Genomic DNA, 22,777 nt, shown 5'->3' on the forward strand with positions numbered 1-22,777 from the left:
TGTTTTCTGCTATTTTATTCAAATAAAAAAGAGGTCAAAGGACTTGATGCTTCGGCGTGATCTGCTATTGCCCCTAATCCCGATTCAAAGGCTCTTCTTCCGGCAATAACCCCTTCTTTAAACGCCAAAGCCATATTGACAGGGTTTCTTGCCACAGCAATTGCGGTATTGACAAGAACCGCATCAGCTCCCATTTCCATTGCTTTTGCTGCATCAGAAGGTGCCCCGATTCCCGCATCTACCACTACAGGAACTTTACTCTGGCTGATAATGATCTCCAGAAAATCCAGTGTTCTTAATCCTTTATTGGTGCCAATCGGTGCTCCTAAAGGCATTACCACCGCGGTTCCTGCATCTTCAAGACGCTTGCAAAGTACAGGATCGGCATGGATGTATGGCATTACGATAAATCCCAGTTTGGCCAGTTCTTCTGTTGCATACAGGGTTTCAATAGGATCAGGAAGAAGATATTTCGGGTCGGGATGGATTTCCAGTTTCACCCAGTTTGTTTCCAGGGCTTCTCTTGCAAGCTGTGCTGCCAGTACTGCTTCTTTCGCGGTTCTGGCCCCCGAGGTATTGGGAAGGAGGTGAACATGGGTTTCTTTTAATGAATCCAACAGTCCGTCTTCTGCTGCACCGGAATCTATTCTCTTCAGTGCCATGGTGACCATATCTGTTCCCGAAGCGATCACAGAGGTCGCCATTTCGTTTAGGTTTCCGAATTTTCCGGTTCCCAGGAACAGTCTTGAATCAAATATTCTCTCTGCTATTATTAATTTCTGATTATTCATATCATTGCTTTTTTAAATTCACTGATAGCAGCCGGACGGTTGGTGATTTCTCCCGAGACTGCAGCACCATATATTCCGATCTGCTGAAGAGGTTCAATATCCTGAAGGACAACTCCTCCGATGGCATAAATTTTCGGAATGACTATCGATTTGTCTTTTAAATTTTTAATAATATCCTGATAGCCTTCAAATCCGAGGATCGGGCTTAGCTTTTCTTTTGTAGCGGTAAATCTCAGAGGTCCTAAACCGATATAATCGCATGGTTCACTGATTCTCTGAAGGACATCTGAAAGGGTATTGGCTGTTCCTCCGATCATTTTATTTTTACCTAAAATGTGTCTCGCCATTTCAATGGACACATCTTTCAGGCCCAAATGGACACCGTCTGCATCAATTTCTTTTGCCATTTGAACATGGTCATTAATGATACAGACCGTCTGATATTCTGAACAAAGTTTTTTTGAAATTTCACAAAGCTGAAAAAATTCGTTTTCATAAGCATTTTTCCAGCGAACCTGCAGCCATTTTATACCATTATCTAAAGCTTTCCGGATATTAAACTCCTGTTCTTCTTTGGTCTGTCCCTGAGATATGTATTGTAATTTTTCCATGATTAAACTGAATGAAAACCCAATAAAGAGGGGTTACTTTTTAAAAATTTTTCGGTATATAACTTTCCTTTCCTACAGACATCTTCCAGACTTCCCCCTTTCGCCAGCCAACCTGCAATTGCTGAAGACAGCACGCATCCTGAACCATGTTTCGGATAGTAGCCGGAAGACTCATCAAGGTTTGGTTCCAATGAAATCTCTTCTCCGTTCCGGATCAGAATATCTGTTCCTATTCTATCATTTCTGTGGCCGCCTTTGACCAATACAGCACATGGGTTCTGGTCTTGATTTAAAAGATTGTATTCTTGCAAAACCCTGTATTCATTATAGTTGGGTGTAATAAGATCAATTTTTTTTAAAACATCTTTCAAAAGAGGTAAGGTTTCCAGATCAAAAAAAGAAAATTCTGAAGTACTTTTTAATACCGGATCCCAGATGATCTTTGTTCCGGCATTATAGAACCGTATTGTTTCTATGATCTTTTCCAGAAATACCGAATCTTTTACTACTCCGATTTTTATAGCTTCAACAGGGTATTCTTTCATCAAGACACTTATGGATGTTATGATCTCGTCTAAAGGCCGCCACTCTATGCTTAAACACTTGGATTCTATCTGAACAGTCATGGCTGTGCAAACACCCAGCCCCATTACGCCAAGCTGTTCAAATGTTTTTATATCCGCTAAAAGGCCTGCTCCACCTGATGGATCAAATCCTGCAATACTCATCACGAAAGGGCGTTCTGTCTGCATTTTTTGAATGTATTTAATGGCTGATCACTTTCCCAAACCGCACCTAATAGTGCCGCTCCGTCTGCTCCGTTTTCAAATACTGTATAGATGTTGTTTTCGTTGATTCCTCCCAATGCAATTAATTTTATTTCCTGGTTAGTTCTATATTTCATTTCTTCTATTAATGATGAATCTTCCCCATACCCCTTTTTAGAGATACTTGGAAAAACGGGACTGAAAAATGAATATTCCCATTCTTTTCCTAGTGCATTATACGTTTCCATATCATGAACCGAAGTGGAAAGAATGTTTTTTCCGATATGGGATTTATAAATCCCTGCATTCCGGTCTGCTTCCCTGAAATGAAGCCGGGAAATATGATAATCCTTCCCCAAATCACCATATCCGTGCAATACCAACTGAGGATAAAACTTCTCATCGATACCATACAGGAAATTTTTCATTTCTTCCCGGCTTATCATTGGTTTTCTTATATGAAGCAGGTCCAATCCTTCCTGAAACAACTGATTGATGATCTCTGTTTCGTTTTGAACTATTGTTTCGGGAGTGATAACCAGGATCATATATAAATTTCTTTTCCTTTTTCAATAAATTCCTGGGATTTATCCAACATGCCTTTTTCTGCAGAATCGCGGATTTCCTGGGTAATTTTCATAGAACAGAATTTTGGACCGCACATGGAACAGAAATGGGCAATTTTAGCACCTTCCGCCGGCAGCGTTTCATCGTGATAAGTTCTTGCTGTATCAGGATCCAATGAAAGATTGAACTGGTCTTCCCATCTGAATTCAAATCTGGCTTTACTCAAAGCATTATCTCTGTATTGCGCTCCGGGATGACCTTTCGCCAGATCTGCAGCATGTGCAGCTAATTTGTAAGTAATAACTCCAACTTTTACATCTTCTTTGTTGGGAAGACCCAAATGTTCTTTCGGAGTTACATAGCAAAGCATTGCGCATCCGAACCAGCCGATCATTGCCGCTCCTATTCCGGAAGTAATATGATCATACCCCGGCGCGATATCTGTCGTCAAAGGACCTAAAGTATAAAATGGTGCCTCCTGGCATACTTCCAGTTGCTTATCCATATTTTCTTTGATCATATGCATCGGTACATGGCCCGGCCCTTCTATCATCACCTGCACGTTGTGCTTCCAGGCAATTTTAGTCAGTTCACCCAAAGTTTCCAGTTCAGCAAACTGAGCGGCATCATTGGCATCCGCAATAGATCCAGGACGAAGACCATCTCCCAAGGAAAAAGCCACATCATATTTCTTCATGATCTCACAGATTTCTTCGAAATGGGTGTACAGAAAGTTTTCTTTATGATGGTAAAGACACCATTTTGCCATAATAGATCCCCCTCGTGAAACAATTCCTGTTACTCTTTTTGCTGTAAGATGGATATATCTTAATAAAACTCCGGCATGAATAGTAAAGTATGAAACTCCCTGTTCTGCCTGTTCAATTAAGGTATCTTTAAAAACTTCCCATGTTAGATCTTCCGGAACACCTTTTACCTTTTCAAGAGCCTGGTAAATGGGAACAGTACCAATAGGAACCGGGCTGTTTCTGATGATCCATTCCCTTGTTTCGTGAATGTTTTTTCCCGTAGAAAGATCCATAATGGTATCAGCTCCCCAGCGGCAGGCCCAGACTGCTTTCTCTACTTCTTCTTCAATGCTGGATGAAACAGCACTGTTTCCGATGTTAGCATTAATTTTAACCAAAAAATTACGTCCGATAATCATTGGCTCACTCTCCGGGTGATTGATATTGTTCGGGATGATTGCTCTTCCTGCCGCAATTTCATCTCTTACAAACTCCGGGGTGATCTTACCTTTCGGAGTATTGGCACCGAAACTGTTCCCGGGATGTTGAAATGCCATATCCTGGGAAACCGTATCCATCTGCTCGATCCTCTGATTTTCCCTGATGGCTACATATTCCATTTCAGCGGTAACGATTCCTTGTTTTGCATAATAGAGCTGTGTAAGTTCAAAGCTTTCTTTTGCTACTTTCGGTTTGTGATCGTAGGCAAAACGCAGGTCATCAAGACGTGAATCTGCAAGGCGGGCTTTTCCGTATTCTGAGGTGATTCCGCTCAGGATATCCACATCTTTTCTGTCCAGTATCCATTGCTCCCTGATTCTTGGAAGTCCTTTCATGATATCAATGGATGCATTTTCATCCGTATAGGGACCTGAGGTATCATAAATGGTTACAGGTGCATTATCTTCCAACGTCCCGTTGGTAAGCTTTGTGGGACTGAGGTGAATTTCACGCATTGCTACGCTGATAGGATGTATTTTTCCTTCAACATAAATTTTCTTGGCGTTCGGAAATGGCGAACAAGTGATTGAATGAGCCATAAGTTTTTGTATTATTAAATGAAAATTATCCGCCCTGAGTGGCAGTAATGATTAAAACTGAATCTTTATCTTTAAGGATTGTTTCTGCCCAGTCGGACAATGGAATAATACGGTTGTTGAGAGCCACGGCTATCCCTTTTTTCTTTCCGGGTATTTCCATAGCCATGAGTGCTTCCAGATTATCGGGAAGTACTTCAAATGTTTTCGTTGTGTGGTTGATTGTAAGTTCCATTCCTAATTATTTTAAAATATACTTTAGGAATGGCCATTATTGCACAATAGAATGTACAGCAAAAGTCATTTACTTTTCCCTACGCTGGTATAATCCAGATCAGGTTCAAAGGGTAAAGTCTCAGTCTGTATATCTACAGACACCCCTAAAGTTGTGACGAAGTTAGTTATTTTTTCAGAATAGGCAAAATTGAATTTGTTTTAAAAATAAAATGGCCATCTCAATATTGAATGGCCTTATTTTATTTTTAAAAGATTCTATACTCAAAATTTTACCTAAAAGATTGAATGAAGTAATTTTACTCTTCACAAGCTCTCCATACTGCATCATTCTGCGGAACAGGTGCTATAATTTCTATTTTTTCTTTTGTTACCGGATGAATAAATTCCAGTTTCCGTGCATGAAGATTAATCCCGCCATCCGGATTGGAGCGAGGCGCTCCGTATTTCAAGTCGCCTTTTATAGGAATTCCGGTTTTCGACAGCTGGGCACGAATTTGATGATGCCTTCCGGTTTCCAGATCAATTTCAAGGAGCATATAATTATCTAAGGTTTTGATCACATGATAGGTCAAAATCGCTTCTTTTGCTCCTTCTGTTACCTTTGGAAAAACAATGGCCTTATTATTTTTTTCATTCTTCTTTAAGTAATGAACAAGTCTTTGGCTCTGAGGGATCATTTCTTTACCCACAACAGCCCAATATGTTTTTTTTACTTCCCTGTTTTTCACCATCTGGGTAAGGCGGGAAAGTGCTTTGGAAGTTTTAGCATAGATAACCAGACCCGAGGTTGGACGGTCTATACGGTGAACCAAACCGAGAAAAACATTTCCCGGCTTAGCATCTCTTTTTTTGATAAAATTCTTAATGGACTCCAGCAAAGATTCATCGCCGGTTTTATCGCCCTGAACAAGCTGTCCTACTTTTTTGTTAACCACCAGAAGATGGTTATCTTCATATACAATCTGCTCTTCCATACATTACGAACGCCTCGGTCTGTTAGTCAAAGAAATAACAATTCCTCCAAGAAGACCGATTGTTTTAAGCATTGAAAGTTTAGAATCTGCCGGTAAAAATGCCCCGATGACACAAAGTGCTGCCGCTGCATACATACCATACATAAAGTTTTTATTAGGAAGCGTAGGTGCCTGAACGAAGAAACTTGCTCCTATCAATACATAAAAGACTTTTCTGGAGAGAAGCTCGTTAATTTCCGGAGAAAATAAATTGAACCAGCCTACCGCCATACATATGATTGCTGCGATGGATAAGATTCCCTGAAGTGATTGTTGTTGATTCATCATCAATTAGTAGCTTTCGTTTTCATTAGGGAACTCAACACTTTTCACATCTTTCACGTACTGGGCAACCGCACCTGTTATTTCTGTGTACAGATCAAGGTATCTTCTTAAGAACTTCGGACTGAAGCCTTTGTTCATCCCAACCATATCGTGGTATACAAGAACCTGTCCGTCACAATCAGCTCCTGCTCCAATTCCAATAGTCGGAATAGAAATACTTTCTGATACTTTTTTCGCTAAATCAGCAGGAATTTTTTCTAAAACAATTGAAAAACATCCTAATTCTTCCAAAAGCTGTGCGTCACTGATCAGTTTTTCAGCTTCTGCTTCTTCTTTAGCTCTTACTTTATAGGTTCCGAACTTATAGATAGACTGCGGTGTCAATCCCAAATGTCCCATAACAGGAATTCCTGCATTGATAATTTTTTTGATAGATTTTGAAATTTCTTTTCCTCCTTCAATTTTTACAGCATGAGCACCACCTTCTTTCATCATTCTAACTGCAGACTCCAGCGCTTTCTCAGGATTACTCTGGTAGGTTCCGAATGGAAGATCCGCTACCACAAGAGCTCTGTCAACTCCACGAACAACACTTTGAGCATGATAAATCATCTGATCCAGCGTGATGGGTAAAGTCGTTTCAAAACCAGCCATCACATTAGCAGCAGAGTCCCCTATCAAGATAGCATCTACCCCTCCGGCATCTACCATTTTTGCAGTAGTAAAGTCGTAGGCAGTAAGCATTGTTATTTTTTCCTTGTCGAATTTCATTTTCCGCAAGGTTTCAGTCGTAACTTTTTTAATTTCAGAGTGAACAGACATAATGTATCTATTTTTTAAAAGTTAAAAAGTCGGCTTTCGCCGACTTAAGTTTTTGTATGATTGTTATAAAACTACGTGACCTAGTTTCATCAGTTTGTCGTGGTTCAAAATTTTGATGTTTCTTCCGTCTACTTCTATGAGACTGTCCTGTTTGAATTCAGAGATCAAACGGATGGCACTTTCTGTAGCAGTACCGATGATGTTGGCAATTTCTTCTCTGGTGAGCGAAATTTTAATAAACCCTTCAGGATCTACGCCCAGTTTCTGTTCCAGAAGTATCAGGATTTCAGCCAGTCTTTCTCTTACCGTTTTCTGTGCAAGGAAGGTAATGGTATTAGATGATTCTCCCAGTTCGTAGGAGATTTTCTGAAGCATTGCAAAGGAAAGCTGCGGATCTACCTCTAAAAGATACATGAAAACATCTGCCGGAAGGAAAATGCATTCAATGTCTGTCATAGCCTCAGCCTTTGCCTGGAAGTTTTCCCCGCAAAGTAATGAACGATAGCCGATAATATCCCCCTCTTTGATAAATCTTAAGATCTGGTCTTTTCCAAAAGCTCCGGACTTGGAAAGCTTAGCTGCTCCTTTTTCTAAAACGTATACTCCTTTTGGCGTTTCTCCGTCCTCGAAAATGGTGTCGTGCTTCTGAAAACTTAATTTTTTCTTGCTGTTAATATATTTTTCAAAATCAGTGCTAGAAAGTCTTTCTTTAAATGATTTATCATTAAAAACTCTGGCGAACCTCTCTTCAATTGCAATCTGTTGTTCCTGCGACATTTTATATGACATTTATCACAAAAATAGAACTTTTTAACGCGATAAACAAAAAAAATTGTTATAATTTTGTAGTTCAATATATTATGGTGGTGAGCGAGAACTGTTTTCATTGTGGTCAAGGTATAGAAAAGGAGCGAATTTTATTTGATGAAAAGACTTTCTGCTGCAATGGCTGTAAGTCTGTTTACGAAATTCTGAATCTCAATGATTTAACCAATTTCTACGAACTTAATAAAAGGGCCGGAATCCGCCCTGATGAGAGCTCTTCTCAATTTGAATATCTTGACACCCCTGAAATCTTCGAAAAAATCACTGATTTCTCAGAAGGAAAAACAAGTCTCGTTACGTTTAAAATCCCTGTAATACACTGCTCTTCATGCATATGGCTTCTGGAAAGCTTACATACCCTGAATAAGCACATCAACTATTCTCAGGTAAACTTCACCAGAAAGACTTTACAGATCTCATTCAATCATAACGATCTCAAATTAAGCGAACTAGCTAATTTCTTAACCAATCTCGGCTACAAACCCGTTATCAGCCTTGAAACCGCCGATAAAAACGTAGATCACCTTGACAAATCTCTTCTTATAAAATTTGCCATTGCGGGATTCGCATTCGGAAACGGGATGTTCCTTGCCTTCCCTGAATATGTAGGGGGTGAGGATTACTGGATGGAGCATTATAAAGGACTCTTCAGAACACTGATGTTCCTTTTGGCCTGTCCTGTTGTATTTTATTCCGCTTCGGATTATTACAAATCTGCCTGGTATGGGTTGAAAAACAAGATCGTCAACATCGATGTTCCGATTGTCCTGGGAATTTTTGTTCTTTTTGGCCGAAGTATTTACGAAGTGGTTACAGATTACGGTCCTGGATATTTTGACACATTGTGTGGATTGCTGTTCTTTATGCTAATGGGGAAAATTTTCCAGAAAAGAACGTATAGCGCTTTATCCTACGACAGAGATTATAAATCATTCTACCCTATTGCAGTTACCAAAGTAGATTTTGAAGGAAAACAGAACAACATCCTTCTTTCTGAGATTAAGGTGGGGGACAGAATTCTGGTAAGAAACCAGGAGATCATTCCGGTGGATGCCATTCTGATCAACGGGGAAGGAAATATAGACAACAGCTTTATCACGGGAGAAAGCGAAAGCATCAGCAAGCAGCCGGGTGATAAAATTTTTGCAGGAGGAAAGCAGATAGGTTCATCATTAGAGCTAGAAGTAATTAAAGATGTGGATCAAAGTTACCTGACACAGCTTTGGAATAAGGAAGCTTTTAAGAAGCATGAAACTGGTCTTGACACACTCACCAACAACGTCAGCAAGTACTTCACATTCATTATTTTAGGTATTGCATTAATCTCAGGAATTTACTGGTCATTTATTGACCTTAAAATCATGTTCCAGGTTATTTCAGCCATTCTTATCATTGCATGTCCTTGTGCACTAGCCTTATCTGCTCCGTTTACTTTCGGACACATCATGAGAATCTTAGGACGTAATAAGTTTTACGTGAAAGATACCTTAACGATTGAGAAAATTGCAAAACTTGATACTATTGTTTTTGATAAAACAGGAACTATTACCCACAGAAAAAAATCAAACATAAGATATTCAGGTTTTGAAATCAATGAATTTGACAACCTGAATATCAAAACTTTATTAAAAAACTCCAACCATCCGCTTTCTAAATCTCTGTATGAATTTATAGAGGTAAGTGATGACTATTTCCCTGTTGAAAATTTCCAGGAGATTTCCGGAAAAGGATATGAAGCCAGTGTAAGAGGAAATGTTTATAAAATTGGCTCCGCCCGTTATAATGATCAGGAGCCTAAAAACCTTGAAACAGCTGTATACATCAGCAAAAATGGCAAACTTTTAGGTAAATTCATCTTCAAAAATGAATACCGTCCGAGATTAAAGGAGCTATTCACGAAGCTTACCAGCTACAAAATATTCATCCTGAGCGGTGACAACTCTTCAGAGGAAAACCAGCTTAAGGAACTTATCCCTACATATCAGGGAATGGCCTTCAACCAGAGCCCGGAAGACAAGCTGAACTACATCAAAAATCTTCAGGATCAGAACATGAAAGTGGCTATGCTGGGAGACGGACTGAATGATGCCGGTGCACTGAAGCAAAGTAATGTAGGAATCGCCATCGCAGATGACACAAACAGCTTTACCCCATCTTCCGACGTGATCATGAACGGTGATAAGGTAGTCACATTAGATAACTACCTGAATGTTTGCAAAGGATCTATTACTATTGTAAAAATGACATTCATAATCAGTTTTCTCTACAATATCGTTGGTTTAAGTTACGCAGTTACAGGTCAGATGCATCCGCTCTTCGCAGCAATCATCATGCCAATCAGTTCCATCACTGTGGTTACATTCACTACTCTTTCCACCTGGATTTTGGGCCGCAAATATTTCAAAAAACAGGCGTAGAAGCCCTTATTTAGACTGATTTTAAATTAGCTGAAATCCGCATTTCGTGATGAATGTCATTATTTTTCACTAAATTTGAACCCCGAAAATAGGTTAATTTTGTTGTCCAATGGATATTCTATATTTAATGATCCTCTGCAGTGTTTCTTTAGCTGCGATTTTCTTGGTCGTATTTATAGTGTATGCCCGAAAAGGACAGTTTGAAGATGATGAATCTCCGGCTGTCAGAATCCTTTTTGATAATGGAGAAATCAAGGAAAAGGATGAAAAAGGCGACAAAGATAAAGACGAGAAAAAAATAGGAGAGAATAATAAAATTGAAGAAAAAAGTGAATAGTTGATATGGAAACACAAAAGTTTAGTTATGACAACAGTATTGTCCGTGCGTTCCTTTATGCGACCTTAGTTTTCGGTCTTATAGGATTTACGTTCGGGCTTACGGCGGCATTAATGCTTTTCTACCCGGAATTGCCGGAATTTATATTCGGTACAGATGATACAACCATCAAAAGTCTTGCATCAGGCAATATTCAAGGGTTAATAAACACTCATGGTGCATTTGGTTTTGGAAGAATCAGAATGCTTCATACCAATACTGTAATTTGGGCATTTGTATGTAATATCGTTTATACCGGTATTTATTACTCATTACAGAGATTATTAAAAACAAGAATGTACAGTGATACATTATCCTGGTTACATTTCTGGACCTGGCAGTTTATGATCGTTGCTACGTTCGTTACGTTCTTTATGGGGATCAATACTTCAAAAGAATATGCTGAACATGAATGGCCGATCGACATATTGATCGCATTCTCCTGGATTGTTTTCGGAATCAACATGTTCCTTACGATTTCAAAAAGAAGAGTAAGACACCTTTATGTAGCTATCTGGTTCTATATCGGTACATGGATTGCCGTGGCTATGCTTCATATTTTCAACAATCTTGAAGTTCCGTTATCTTTCTCCGGCTGGAAATCTTATTCAGCATATGCAGGGGTAAAGGATGCTATTGTACAGTGGTGGTACGGTCACAATGCCGTAGCTTTCGTACTGACAACTCCGGTTCTTGGTTTAATGTATTACTTCCTTCCGAAGGCAGCAGACAGACCGGTTTTCTCTTATAAACTGTCTATTATTCACTTCTGGTCATTAATTTTCGTATATATCTGGGCTGGTCCTCACCACCTTCAGTATACTGCTCTTCCTGCATGGGCGCAGGCAGTGGGAACAGGTTTCTCTATCATGCTTATCGCACCGTCATGGGGAGGGATGCTAAATGGACTTCTTACGCTGAGAGGAGCTTGGGATAAAGTAAGGGAAAACCCTATCCTTAAGTTCTTCGTAGTAGCTGTTACATGCTACGGTATGGCAACATTTGAAGGTCCGCTTTTGGCAACTAAAAATATCAACAAAATTGGTCACTTTACAGACTGGGTTATCGGTCACGTACACTTAGGAGCTCTAGGATGGAATGGTTTCATGGCATTCGGGGTTATCTATTACTTGGTACCCATTATGTGGAGAACAAAAATTTGGTCTGTAAAACTAGCTAACTGGCATTTCTGGTTAGGAACATTAGGAATTATTTTCTATGCAGTACCAATGTATATTTCAGGATTTACACAAGGTTTGATGTGGAAACAGTTCAACCCTGATGGTACTTTGATGTACAAAAACTGGCTTGATACGGTAACCGCAATCATTCCTTACTTCAAGATGAGATTCTTAGGAGGTATATTCTATATTTCCGGGGCTATCCTAATGATTGTTAACGTAATCGCTACCGTAAGAAAAGGTTCATTCCAGAAAGATGTTCCTGCTGAAGCACCTGCATTGGCCAACATCGGAAACAAACGTAAAGAAGGTGAAGGTACTCACTTATGGCTTGAAAGAATGCCTGTATTATTAGGTATTTTATCTTTCTTCACGATTTCCATCGGTAGTTCAATTGAAATTATCCCTACACTATCCCTTAAGAAAAGTGTTCCTACGATATCAGCAGTAAAACCCTATTCACCACTTGAACTGGAAGGTAGAGATATTTATATCCGTGAAGGATGTAATGCCTGTCACTCCCAGATGATCAGACCTTTCAGGGATGAGATTACAAGATTTAATGGTAAAAACGGACAGTATTCTAAAGCGGGAGAATTTGTATATGACAGACCATTCCTATGGGGTTCTAAGAGAACAGGACCGGATTTACACAGAGAAGGAGGGAAAAACCCAAGTTCTTGGCATTACAAGCACATGTATAACCCAAGATCTACCTCTGCAGGTTCTATCATGCCTCGTTATCCTTGGTTAATTGCTACCAACCTGGACAGATCCAAGATGGTAGACAAAATGAAGCTGATGAAGAATACATTTGAAGTTCCTTATACGAAAGCTGAAATAGATTCTGCCAACAACTGGGCAGACAACCAGGCATCAAAAATCGTAAAAGACATCTTCTCTGAAGCTAATGACCTTAAGGTAGCTTATGCTAAGAGACCTCAGGGAGAATTGGAGAAAAAAGAGATCGTAGCTCTTATTTCTTACCTTCAGAGATTAGGAACAGATATCAAGACTACAGAAATAAAAACAGCAAGTACTAACTAAACATTAAAAGGTTCACATGATTCCTCAGAACTTTAAAGATATATTATCCAATACAGAAAACGCTGGTCTCTACCAGACGCTGGCTCTGATTTTCTTTATGCTGTTCTTCATAGCTCTGGTAATCTATGTTTTTAGCAGACCTAAAAAATATTACAAAGAGGAAGAAGAAGCTCCACTTGGGGATGATGAGGATGACGATTTTAATTTAAAAAATTAAACTATTTATTATGAAACAAAGAACACCTGTTGTTGTAAACATCTTAATAATAACTGGACTTTTAATAGTTTTTTATTATTTGTTTGTACAGAGCTACTCGTTCCTAGCTTCACCTTACTTCTGGGGAACTGTTGTGATCAGTGCTATTTTAGCATACATCCACAGTGCTATTGGAGATTTGATTGAAAATAATAAGTTCAAAAAACTATCTCCGGAAGAAAAAGCAGCTTATCTGGCAGAAAAAAAAGTGCCTTTCTTAAGAAGGATGTACGACAGTGCATTCAAAAAACAGTCTGCTACAGAAGAAAAAGATATCCTTATCGATCATGGTTTCGATGGGATCATGGAATTGGATAACCAGCTTCCGAAATGGTGGGTAGGATTATTCTATTTTGGGACTGCTTTTTGTATTGTATATATCGCAGCATATTCTTTCACAGATTTCGCACACCCGTTGAGCGAATATGAGCAGGAATATAAGGAGCAGATGGCAAGCATTGCAGAATATGAAAAGAATCAGCCTCCTGTAACAATAGAAACAGCTAAATACTCTGCCGACAATATCGCGGAAGGTAAAGAACTATTCAAAACCAACTGTGCATCTTGCCACAAAGAAGACGGTAGCGGTGGTATTGGTCCAAACCTTACGGATAACTACTGGATCAACCAGCCGGAGAAAACTTTATTTAAAAATGTTTTCCATATGGACTGGAATGGTTCTCCTACCAACCCTGCGATGAGAGCATTCGGTAAAAACGGAGAAGTTTCAGGAGCAGAGATTGAAAAGATTGCAGCTTATGTATATCACATTAATCAGGAACAACCGCCAGTGACTCAGGCTCAGGGAGGAGCAGCTCCTCAGGGAACCGAAGCGCATTGGGAAAAAGAATAATTTTAAAAAAAATTAGAAACATATGAAAAAAACATAATTTGTTATTAGATTAAAATAGTAACGAATTATGTTTTTTCTTTTTTAAAATATAGTATACTATGTCAGATATAGAAGAAATAGAAGTACGAGGCGGACAGGGACAGGTTCTGGATCCTGAAACTTACAGAGATTCTATCGGGACAATGGAGCAATCCGGTAAAAGAAAATGGGTATTTCCGAGAAAACCCAAAGGAAAATACACCAACTATAGAAACATTGTAAGTTATACTTTATTAATTATTTATTTTACGGTGCCATTTCTCAAAATTAATGGCAACCCATTCTTTTTGTTTAATGTTATCGATAGGGAGTTTTTCATTTTCGGACAGCCTTTCTATCCACAGGACTTTTTTATCCTTACTCTAGGTGCTATCGCATCCTTAATATTTATCATCATTTTTACGATTGCGTTCGGAAGAATTTTCTGCGGATGGATATGTCCTCAGACAATTTTTATGGAATCTATCTTCCGTAAAATTGAATATCTTATTGAAGGGGACCGAAACAAGCAGATGAAGCTGGACAGACAGGAATGGAACAGCGAAAAAATCTGGAAGCGAAGCCTGAAGTGGTCGGTTTATGTTATCATCTCCCTGATCATCACTCACTTTATGCTGATGTATATTGTAGGGTATAAAGAGATCTTCAGAATTATATCAGAAGGACCGTTTGCTCATCCTACCAACTTTATTATAATGGTCCTGTTTTCAGCAGCATTTTACTTTGTATTTGCATGGTTCAGAGAACAGGTCTGTACTTTAGTTTGTCCATACGGCAGACTTCAGGGTGTTTTGATTGATAAAGACACGATTAATGTTTTCTACGACTTTAAAAGAGGAGAAAACAGATCGAAATGGAGAAAAGGTGAAGACCGTAAGGCTGCAGGAAAAGGAGACTGTATCGACTGCCATCAGTGTGTGGTTGTTTGTCCTACAGGAATTGATATCAGGGACGGACAGCAGCTGGAGTGTGTAAACTGTACCGCATGTATTGACGCGTGTGATGAAGTAATGGAAAAGGTAGGACTTCCAAAAGGATTGATCCGATATGCATCGGAAAATGAAATTGAAAACCAGACCGAGTTCAAATTCACAGGAAGGATGAAAGGTTTTGCAGTGGTTCTTGTTTTATTGGTTGGGTTCTTAGGGTTTCTTCTTTATAACAGAGGAGAAATGGAAGCGAAATTCATTAAGCCCGCTGGAAGTACATTCTTTGTAAGAGACGGTAAGATTACCAATACCTATAATTATACATTCCTCAATAAAACCAACGACAAAAAGATTGTGACGATAAAAGTTCTTGAGCCTGCACACGGTGAGATCACGTACAGTGCATCCAGCAAGATCCAGGTAGACAGAGATAAAATTTCGAAAGGAACAATCAATATCAGCTTCCCGGAAAATGACATGAAGCTTTCAAAACAAAACATAACCATCGGTGTATATGATATGAAAGGGAAGCTTATAGATTCTTATCAGACGTATTTCGAGGGACCATTTAAATTACAATTTTAATTAAAAAGCCTCAATAATGAGGTTCAAAACAGATAAAAAAACCGGAAGAAATGAAAAACTTTAGCTGGGGACACGGTGTAGTCATTGCATTATTTGCATTCATTGTTTTTATATTATCGATGCTATTTCTTTTCCCGAACGGGCAGAAAAATTCTGAAATGGTAACCGATAATTATTATGAAGAGGAACTTAAGTACCAGGATGTCATTGATGCCAAGAAAAGAGCTGACGACCTGCAGGAAAAGCCGGTATACAGTCAGGAAAAAAACGGAATTAAGATTACTTTTCCAAAAGAATACAATAATACCAATACTACGGTAAAGTTTGTTTTAAACAGAACCGACGATCAGAATTTAGACATAAAAAAATCTGTACAGCTTGATGCCGCTCAGTCTTTTTTTATACCGGGACAGGTATTAAAAGCAGGAAATTATACCCTGAGACTTATGTGGACGAAAAACAAAACAGACTATAGAATGGATTATGATGTGATATGGAAATAGGACTTATTTTATCGGCAATTGCATTAGGATTTGCTTCCGGTTTTCACTGTATCGGAATGTGCGGGCCTATTGCTTTATCGATGGGGTTGACTAAGAAACAGGCTACTAATTTCTATCTTCAAAATTTAACCTATCAGTTCGGCAGGATTTTCACTTATTCTTTATTAGGTGCCATATTGGGAATTGTAGGAGAAGGTTTTGAAATGGCTGGCTTCCAGCAATATCTTACGATCGTTGCAGGAATTCTTCTGATTATCATGGCTTTGTTTTCATTTGGAGGAAAAGATTTTGCCTCTAAGATTCCTTTTCTTTCTAAATTTCTCTTTTCAGTAAAATCAAATTTAGGAAAGCTGCTTCAGAAAGCAGATTACCGCTCAAGGTTTACAACCGGGCTTCTTAATGGCTTCCTTCCGTGCGGGATGGTTTATATGGCTCTTACAGCCAGCCTGGCAGCCGGAGGAATATGGCAGGGAGCTTCATATATGGCTTTATTCGGACTCGGGACACTCCCATTCATGTTTGCTGTAGTTCTTGCCGGCAATCTCATGAATCAGGCTTTTAGAATTAAAATTTTAAAAGCAGTTCCTGTTATTATGATTATTTTAGGAGGATTATTTATTCTGAGAGGCCTTGAACTGGGAATTCCTTATATTTCACCGAGAGCCGAAGCTATGACGATTTCTAAAGATCATAACGGCAATTGCCACATTGAAGGCCACGACCATAGCTCAAGCAACTGTCATTAAATAGCTAACTAATTCCATGAAAAATATCCTTTTTTTATTCATTGCAGGTCTTTTTGTTCTGCAATCATGTACTATTAACTCTGAAATTGTCTATCACAAAGATGCTGCCTCCACTTCGATTACAGATATCGATATGAGACAATTTATTTCTGAAATGAAAGCTATGACTCCCGATTCTCTGAAGCAGCAGAAAGAATTCGGAGAAATGGACAAGTTGCCAACGATTTGGACAAGTTTTCTGGATGTTCAGAAGCAAAGTGGCAAGCCGCAGACTACAGATCCCGATTCGATAAGACTCATGAAAAAGATCTTCATGAAAATGAACAAGGAAAATAATGAGCCGGCCGGACTTTCCTTAAAAATGGATCGCTTTACCCAAGCGGACTATCAGATGTTGAAAAGCTATAACAAGAAGGAAAAACTTCCGCTGGACCAGAATATTTTCAATAACTGGGACGGACAAACATTAACGATCAACACGGAAAATTTTAATCTTAAAAACATTGAAGAAACTCTTAAAAGCAAAGCTTCTAAAGACGAGGCTGAAAAAGTGGAAGGAATGGTTACCATGTTTTTTAAAAATATAGAAACAACCCTGAAATTTGAAAACAAAATAAAATCTATCACCGGAAAACATGATTGGGTAAAACAAACCGATAATTATACCGTTAAAATTGATTACGATCTTAAAGCGATGTATGATAAAGAGGCCAAACTCAGGAATGCCGATAAAAAAATTGTTATCGTTACAGAATAAAAAACGGGCTGAAATTTCAGTCCGTTTTTGGTTGGTATCTGTTTTGTAATACATAAGAGAACACAAAAAATTTCAGTAATGATTAAACAGATAAATTTTTTATGGGCTGCCATCCTTGTCATAGTTCTCCAGTCCTGCTCCATCAATACAGAAACTACCTATTACAAAGATTCTGCTACCAGCATGCAGTCTAATATCCTGATGGATAAAAGTGTAATGGGAATGATGAGCATGATGGGTTCTGATCCAAAGAAACTGAGCGACCTGGATAAATTGCCTACCGACTGGACAAGTCTTTATAATGTTCAGAAGCATGGAAAAATAACTCTTAATGAGGATTCGGTGAAGGTGCTGAAAAAAGTCTATATGAAAGTGGATAAAGATAAAAACGAGATCATAGGCCTTTCCTTGAAGTATGATAAACTTATGCCCGCAGAAATTACTCAGCTTCTGGCCAGCGACAAACGTCTGAAAAAGATCCCCTTACAGGACATTGCAGTCTGGAATGGTAAATCTCTGATTATTAATACTGATAAATTTAATTCTGATGGAATTCTCAAAATGCTTGAAGAAAAGGAAACGGAAGAAAAAACAGTTCCTAAAACCAAAAGTGATTCCATTGAGGCCTATGGCAAACAAATGGCTTCCGGAATGGCAGGAATGCTGAGAATGTTCAATCTTACATTTTCCAACAGGCTTAAATTTCAGAAACCCATCAAAAGTATTGAAGGCAAGCACGATTTCGTAAAACAGATCGATAACAAAACAGTTGAAATTGTTGTAAGATCCAATGATCTTGTGGACGGCAAAAACCTTGTCAATAAGGATAAGAAAGTGGTTATTACTACTGAATAATTGACCTTTAAAACCTAATATAAAATCCCCTTCCAAAAAATGAAAGGGGATTATTATTATACTGAAATTGAAATATAATTTTAGTTAATCAGATCGAATCTCGCATATTCTGCAATTTTCTTAGGAATTCTGATTCCTTCAGTTGTCTGGTTGTTTTCAAGCAACGCAGCCATAATCCTTGGAAGGGCCATTGCAGAGCCATTCAGTGTATGAACCAACTGAGATTTCCCTTCTGTTTTGAAACGGCATTTCAGACGGTTTGCCTGGAAAGTTTCAAAATTAGATACAGAGCTTACTTCAAGCCACATTTCCTGTGCAGCACTCCAAACTTCAAAGTCATAGGTCATTGCTGATGTGAATCCCATATCACCACCACAAAGTCTCAACACCCTGAACGGAAGCTCAAGATCTGTAAGAATTTCCTTGATGTGCTCCACCATTTCTTCCAGTGCAGCATAAGAGTTCTCAGGCTTTTCAAGTCTTACAATCTCTACTTTTTCGAACTGGTGAAGACGGTTCAGACCTCTTACATGAGCTCCGTAACTTCCCGCTTCTCTTCTGTAGCACTGAGAGAAAGCTGTATTTTTGATAGGAAGATCCTTTTCTTCAAGCAATACGTCACGGTAAAGGTTCGTTACAGGAACTTCAGCTGTTGGGATAAGATAAAGATCATCCAAACCAATGTGGTACATCTGTCCTTCTTTGTCAGGAAGCTGTCCTGTTCCGTATCCTGAAGCCTCATTAACCACATGAGGAGGATTAACCTCCATATAGCCTTTTTCCACATTCTTATCCAGGAAATACTGAACCAAAGCTCTCTGAAGCCTTGCCCCTTTTCCTAAATAAACAGGAAAACCTGCTCCAGCGATTTTTACTCCAAGTTCAAAATCAATCAGATTATATTTTTTGGCAAGCTCCCAGTGAGGGATCGCTCCTTCTCCAAGTCCTTCTACATCGTGAGACTGGAAAATATTCTCGTTGTCTTCTGCAGATGCTCCACTTTTCACTAATTCAAACGGAATATTGGGAATCTGGTATAAAATATCCAGTAAAGCTTTTTCAGTTGCATCTAATTGGGATTGCAGTTCTTTACTCGACTCTTTGAATTGTGCTGTTTTAGATTTTGCAGACTCCGCTTCTTCTTTTTTTCCTTCTTTCATCAAAAGTCCAATTTCTTTGGAAATTTTGTTGATCTCGGCAAGCTGGGAATCTAATTCAAACTGTATTCTTTTTCTTTCGTCGTCGGCAGCAACAGCGTCGTCTACCAACCCAAGATTCTTGAATTGTCTTTTTTTAAGACCTTCTAAAACGCGTTCTTTATTGTCGCGCAAAAAATTGACTTGTAACATTTTATTGAGATGTTAAATATTAGATGTTAACTTAAAAAGCTAAGCTAACAGTTTTGCAAATTTAAATTATTTTATGATAGTAATGGTATTTATAGCATTGGGTGCATCTGCAGTCTTGGTAAATACGACTTGGTTATTGTAACGAACTTCCGAGACCTGAAATACCGACGGTGTCCAACGATATTTAATCTCCATTGAATCAACAGTAGTTATCACCACATTGTTCTCTGTTCTGCTCAATGCGAATGCCAATTTGGAATGATATGTTCTGTTATCGGGGCTTAATGAGTCCAGTGTTCTTCTTTTTGCTCCCCTTAAATATTCAAAGTAGTATATGGAGTCTGTAGTTACTTTAAGGGGTACAGATACCGGAGCCACGTCCGCAACACCAAAAGCATCATTAACCGCATAGGAAGAATAGGAACCTGTCTTTTTTGCATTCAGCAGATCCTGTCCCGCAGTGTTTTTTACATAAATGTTCAGAATCTGATCAATTCTCTGTAAAGAATCGTCATCGCTTCCGCAACTAACGAACGCAAAAAGCACAAACAATAATCGAAAACCCGAATTCTTCATAAGACAAAGGTAATAAAGATTTGTAATTAAGGAAGTTTCTTCAGATACAAAAAGAAAAAAATAAGATAAAACAAACCGGATATAAGTATTGTTGATGTCATGGCAATACCCATCCCTAAAGTTCCATATACAGGTATTAATAAATATGCAGCTACTGCAAGGAAAATAAGAGAAGCTATACCCACCCAGGTATTGATTTCTACTTTACCCACTGCCGGAAGAAGATTCCCATAAAGATTTCTGGTTAACATTCCTATATTGAATCCTATTAATAAAACCATCAGTAACTCCGAATTATCAATATATGCAGTTCCGAAAAAATATTTTAAGATGTAGCGATCAAAAAACATAAAGAAAATAAATATACCAATACAAACAGGTATAAATACTTTATGGAAATTAATTACATAAGATTTTAAAAATGTTTTATTCTGATAGTTTTTAGAGAGCAATGGTAAATCACTTTGCAAAAAACTAATGGCTAAAAAGGTGATATTGGATGGTATCAGAATGGCAACACGGTAATTGGCAACAGCAGTTTCATTCATTAAAAACCCGAGTAAAAGAATGTCTAGAGAGAACATAGTGTCGGAAATAAGAGATGTTGCCGCTGTAAATGCACCATACCTCCACATTTCCCTGTAATTTTTAGGAATGAACTGATGAAATGAATAAATCTCTTTGTTCAGCCAAAACAATGAAAGATATGGTGTGATGGCAATGGCAATCAGGTAGCCATAAAACTTAAAGAAATAAGTGAGAATAAGAATTAAAACCAATCCTCCGATATTAACCACATTATTAACTTTTGCAAATATCCGGTTCTTACCCGTAATCCGGTAAAAAACCTGAATATGGCTCACAAAATAATATCCCGCCAATCTTACCACACCAAAACAGAAAATAATAAAGATATTTTCATACTTTTTATAATAAAAAAGAGAAACACATAAAAATAAAATGATCAACAAGATTTCAAAGAACAGCCCTTTGAAAAAAAAGTAGGAGGAAATTTTCCGTTTTTCAGTCTCGTCAGTTGAAATTGATCCGAACCGCATTAAACTCTGTCCGCTTCCAAAACCTGTAAACGGCATAAAAATGGTAAGTACCGAAAGAGCAATACTTAATACTCCAAATTCATTTTCAGAAAGCAACCTGATTACCAATAAATTTCCTGCAAATCCACAAATTTTAGCAATCAGGAAAGATAAAAAAACGTAATGCCCTTGATTATTAAAAAAGCTTCTCAAAAAATCTTTTAAGCTTTTCATGGATTCTTATTTTTACAAATATTTTCATAAACTTCAGAAAACTTCCGGCCAATAATTTCTTCTGAAAAAGTATCTTTTGCATATTGAGACAGTAAAGAAACACTTTCATTTTTAGGTTCTTCTAAAATTAGACTCATTGCAGAAAACAACTGTTCTTCATCTACCTTTGGAAGTAAAATGCCCGCATTTTCAGGAAAAAATTCGCTGATTCCACCAACATTTGTTGATATCACCTTAAGACCACAGGCAAATGCCTCTGCAATTACACAAGGCTGATTTTCGTCATCGCTAAAAAGAATGAAACAATCGGATTTTTGCATTCGCTCAGCAACTTGGGCTATAGTTTGTATTCCAAAAATTTCTATTCTATCTTCAGCTTTTGCATTTCTTACTTCGTCTTTCAAAGTGTCAATATTCCCATCACCTCCCAACTGTAAATTAAACCGATATCCTTTTGACAAGAGCTTTAATGCCACCTTTAATATTTTATCTGAGTTCTTTCTGGGAATCAAATTGGAGACATGGATAAATGTAAAATCAGAACCTGATTTCATTACCGGTTTAAAAAGGTTAGTATTAACTACATTGGGAATAACTTTCATTTCAGTGGTTATACCAATTTTCTTTAGTCCTTTTTCTAAATCACCGCTCACAGGCAATATCTTCTCTGCAGCGTTTCCAATGATTTTGGCAATCAATTTTGTAATAAAAGGAGTGCGATTACGATTTACTTCCCTCAACGCTGTCCAATGTTCAGTAATTACAAACGGAATTTTAAATTTCTTCTTTAGATAAACAGCAAAAAGCATAGAATTATGCATTACATTGGCATGCACCAAATCCGGTTTCTGCATTTTATGATAGCCTTTTTTATACGCCTGCATTCTTCGTAAAAAATTCTGAACAGGATTTTTTGAGTTTTTATAATAAATAATACAGGTCCTGATACCGTTTATCACCCGATCATCCTCCAGAAACTTTTGCTTTTGATTAAAATCACCAATGGCATGAACTATTTCAACATCATGTATTTTTGCCACAGCCTCAGCGTGGCGCTGAACAAAATTTCCATTCGTAGGCTCTATTTTATTGGGAAACCATGATGAGATAAACAGTATTTTTTTCCTTTCCAAAATTTTATCTAGATGTATATTCACGTAAAGTCATTAATCGACCTTCAAATAATGGTTAAAATTAGTGAATTCCTATCTTTAATCCGAATAATTCCCAAAAATATCAGCATAATTAAAGGAAGTTAGCATACCATTAATTTTCAACGTATAATAATTCATTAATGATAGATTAAATACTTCCGCAGGAGCAAATTCTGTAA

Annotated in this window: 24 protein-coding genes and 1 riboswitch; of the genes, 10 read left to right on the forward strand and 14 right to left on the reverse strand. The window is 38.0% G+C overall.

The window, feature by feature from the left end; all coding sequences use genetic code 11:
- Nucleotides 1-14: 14 nt before the first annotated feature.
- The 10 genes from ACTJIV_RS18485 to ACTJIV_RS18530 all read right to left on the reverse strand — a co-directional run bounded on the left by ACTJIV_RS18485 (nt 15) and on the right by ACTJIV_RS18530 (nt 7,656).
- Nucleotides 15-791, reverse strand: a complete 777-nt coding sequence (locus ACTJIV_RS18485) for a thiazole synthase (protein ID WP_440629091.1) — start codon at nt 789-791, stop codon at nt 15-17.
- Nucleotides 788-1,402: a thiamine phosphate synthase gene (locus tag ACTJIV_RS18490; protein ID WP_440629092.1), complete on the reverse strand. Its 615-nt coding sequence runs from the start codon at nt 1,400-1,402 to the stop codon at nt 788-790. The genes ACTJIV_RS18485 and ACTJIV_RS18490 overlap by 4 nt, the downstream gene beginning before the upstream one ends.
- A gap of 2 nt (nt 1,403-1,404) precedes the next feature.
- A complete protein-coding gene (locus ACTJIV_RS18495; RefSeq protein ID WP_440629093.1) occupies nt 1,405-2,154 on the reverse strand; it encodes a hydroxymethylpyrimidine/phosphomethylpyrimidine kinase in 750 nt (249 codons plus the stop codon).
- Nucleotides 2,130-2,717, reverse strand: coding sequence for a thiamine phosphate synthase (locus ACTJIV_RS18500; RefSeq protein ID WP_440629094.1), 588 nt, complete (start codon nt 2,715-2,717; stop codon nt 2,130-2,132). Before ACTJIV_RS18500 ends, ACTJIV_RS18495 begins: the two co-directional genes overlap by 25 nt.
- Complete coding sequence (gene thiC, locus ACTJIV_RS18505) at nt 2,714-4,525, reverse strand: phosphomethylpyrimidine synthase ThiC (RefSeq protein WP_440629095.1); 1,812 nt, start codon at nt 4,523-4,525, stop codon at nt 2,714-2,716. The genes ACTJIV_RS18500 and thiC overlap by 4 nt, the downstream gene beginning before the upstream one ends.
- 25 nt (nt 4,526-4,550) lie before the next feature.
- Nucleotides 4,551-4,757 (reverse strand): sulfur carrier protein ThiS, encoded by a 207-nt coding sequence (thiS, locus tag ACTJIV_RS18510; RefSeq protein WP_223557727.1) that lies wholly within the window; start codon nt 4,755-4,757, stop codon nt 4,551-4,553.
- Between the two features lie 59 nt (nt 4,758-4,816).
- Nucleotides 4,817-4,914, reverse strand: a riboswitch (TPP riboswitch).
- A 141-nt stretch (nt 4,915-5,055) separates the two neighbouring features.
- Nucleotides 5,056-5,733, reverse strand: a complete 678-nt coding sequence (locus ACTJIV_RS18515) for an RluA family pseudouridine synthase (protein ID WP_440629096.1) — start codon at nt 5,731-5,733, stop codon at nt 5,056-5,058.
- A 3-nt stretch (nt 5,734-5,736) separates the two neighbouring features.
- Nucleotides 5,737-6,060, reverse strand: a complete 324-nt coding sequence (locus ACTJIV_RS18520) for a hypothetical protein (RefSeq protein WP_111958537.1) — start codon at nt 6,058-6,060, stop codon at nt 5,737-5,739.
- Between the two features lie 3 nt (nt 6,061-6,063).
- Entirely contained in the window at nt 6,064-6,879 is an 816-nt protein-coding gene (gene panB, locus ACTJIV_RS18525; protein ID WP_111958535.1) for a 3-methyl-2-oxobutanoate hydroxymethyltransferase, read from the reverse strand.
- Nucleotides 6,880-6,942: 63 nt separating this feature from the next.
- Complete coding sequence (locus tag ACTJIV_RS18530) at nt 6,943-7,656, reverse strand: Crp/Fnr family transcriptional regulator (protein WP_062652074.1); 714 nt, start codon at nt 7,654-7,656, stop codon at nt 6,943-6,945.
- An 89-nt stretch (nt 7,657-7,745) separates the two neighbouring features.
- Between ACTJIV_RS18530 and ACTJIV_RS18535 the strand changes: the two genes are divergently transcribed.
- The 10 genes from ACTJIV_RS18535 (at nt 7,746) to ACTJIV_RS18580 (ending at nt 18,248) form a co-directional block, all read left to right on the forward strand.
- Nucleotides 7,746-10,121, forward strand: a complete 2,376-nt coding sequence (locus ACTJIV_RS18535; RefSeq protein WP_440629097.1) for a heavy metal translocating P-type ATPase — start codon at nt 7,746-7,748, stop codon at nt 10,119-10,121.
- Nucleotides 10,122-10,230: 109 nt separating this feature from the next.
- Complete coding sequence (gene ccoS, locus ACTJIV_RS18540) at nt 10,231-10,458, forward strand: cbb3-type cytochrome oxidase assembly protein CcoS (protein WP_111958533.1); 228 nt, start codon at nt 10,231-10,233, stop codon at nt 10,456-10,458.
- A 5-nt stretch (nt 10,459-10,463) separates the two neighbouring features.
- Nucleotides 10,464-12,725, forward strand: coding sequence for a cytochrome-c oxidase, cbb3-type subunit I (ccoN, locus tag ACTJIV_RS18545; RefSeq protein WP_111958531.1), 2,262 nt, complete (start codon nt 10,464-10,466; stop codon nt 12,723-12,725).
- A gap of 16 nt (nt 12,726-12,741) precedes the next feature.
- A complete protein-coding gene (locus ACTJIV_RS18550; RefSeq protein WP_111958529.1) occupies nt 12,742-12,942 on the forward strand; it encodes a cbb3-type cytochrome oxidase subunit 3 in 201 nt (66 codons plus the stop codon).
- A 10-nt stretch (nt 12,943-12,952) separates the two neighbouring features.
- On the forward strand, nt 12,953-13,834 hold the full coding sequence (locus ACTJIV_RS18555) for a cbb3-type cytochrome c oxidase N-terminal domain-containing protein (RefSeq protein ID WP_111958527.1): 882 nt from the start codon (nt 12,953-12,955) through the stop codon (nt 13,832-13,834).
- A gap of 98 nt (nt 13,835-13,932) precedes the next feature.
- Nucleotides 13,933-15,387: a cytochrome c oxidase accessory protein CcoG gene (gene ccoG, locus ACTJIV_RS18560; protein ID WP_223557730.1), complete on the forward strand. Its 1,455-nt coding sequence runs from the start codon at nt 13,933-13,935 to the stop codon at nt 15,385-15,387.
- A gap of 50 nt (nt 15,388-15,437) precedes the next feature.
- Nucleotides 15,438-15,890 carry a FixH family protein gene (locus ACTJIV_RS18565; RefSeq protein WP_336378126.1) on the forward strand — a complete coding sequence of 151 codons (453 nt, stop codon included), beginning with the start codon at nt 15,438-15,440 and terminating at the stop codon, nt 15,888-15,890.
- Nucleotides 15,881-16,636 (forward strand): sulfite exporter TauE/SafE family protein, encoded by a 756-nt coding sequence (locus ACTJIV_RS18570; protein WP_111958521.1) that lies wholly within the window; start codon nt 15,881-15,883, stop codon nt 16,634-16,636. The genes ACTJIV_RS18565 and ACTJIV_RS18570 overlap by 10 nt, the downstream gene beginning before the upstream one ends.
- 16 nt (nt 16,637-16,652) lie before the next feature.
- A complete protein-coding gene (locus tag ACTJIV_RS18575) occupies nt 16,653-17,393 on the forward strand; it encodes a hypothetical protein (RefSeq protein WP_440629098.1) in 741 nt (246 codons plus the stop codon).
- A gap of 78 nt (nt 17,394-17,471) precedes the next feature.
- Nucleotides 17,472-18,248 carry a hypothetical protein gene (locus tag ACTJIV_RS18580; protein ID WP_223557733.1) on the forward strand — a complete coding sequence of 259 codons (777 nt, stop codon included), beginning with the start codon at nt 17,472-17,474 and terminating at the stop codon, nt 18,246-18,248.
- Between the two features lie 80 nt (nt 18,249-18,328).
- Here the strand turns inward: ACTJIV_RS18580 and serS are convergent, their stop codons facing one another.
- The 4 genes from serS to ACTJIV_RS18600 form a co-directional block, all read right to left on the reverse strand.
- Entirely contained in the window at nt 18,329-19,597 is a 1,269-nt protein-coding gene (gene serS / locus ACTJIV_RS18585) for a serine--tRNA ligase (RefSeq protein WP_440629099.1), read from the reverse strand.
- Nucleotides 19,598-19,663: 66 nt separating this feature from the next.
- The gene (locus tag ACTJIV_RS18590) at nt 19,664-20,173 is read right to left on the reverse strand and encodes a hypothetical protein (protein ID WP_440629100.1); all 510 of its coding nucleotides are present in this window, start codon (nt 20,171-20,173) and stop codon (nt 19,664-19,666) included.
- Nucleotides 20,174-20,199: 26 nt separating this feature from the next.
- Complete coding sequence (locus ACTJIV_RS18595; RefSeq protein WP_336378124.1) at nt 20,200-21,444, reverse strand: oligosaccharide flippase family protein; 1,245 nt, start codon at nt 21,442-21,444, stop codon at nt 20,200-20,202.
- On the reverse strand, nt 21,441-22,577 hold the full coding sequence (locus ACTJIV_RS18600) for a glycosyltransferase family 4 protein (protein ID WP_440629101.1): 1,137 nt from the start codon (nt 22,575-22,577) through the stop codon (nt 21,441-21,443). The genes ACTJIV_RS18595 and ACTJIV_RS18600 overlap by 4 nt, the downstream gene beginning before the upstream one ends.
- Between the last annotated feature and the right edge of the window lie 200 nt (nt 22,578-22,777).

The sequence above is a fragment of the Chryseobacterium sp. 22532 genome, assembly GCF_052044665.1.
Classification (GTDB): Bacteria; Bacteroidota; Bacteroidia; order Flavobacteriales; family Weeksellaceae; genus Chryseobacterium; species Chryseobacterium lathyri.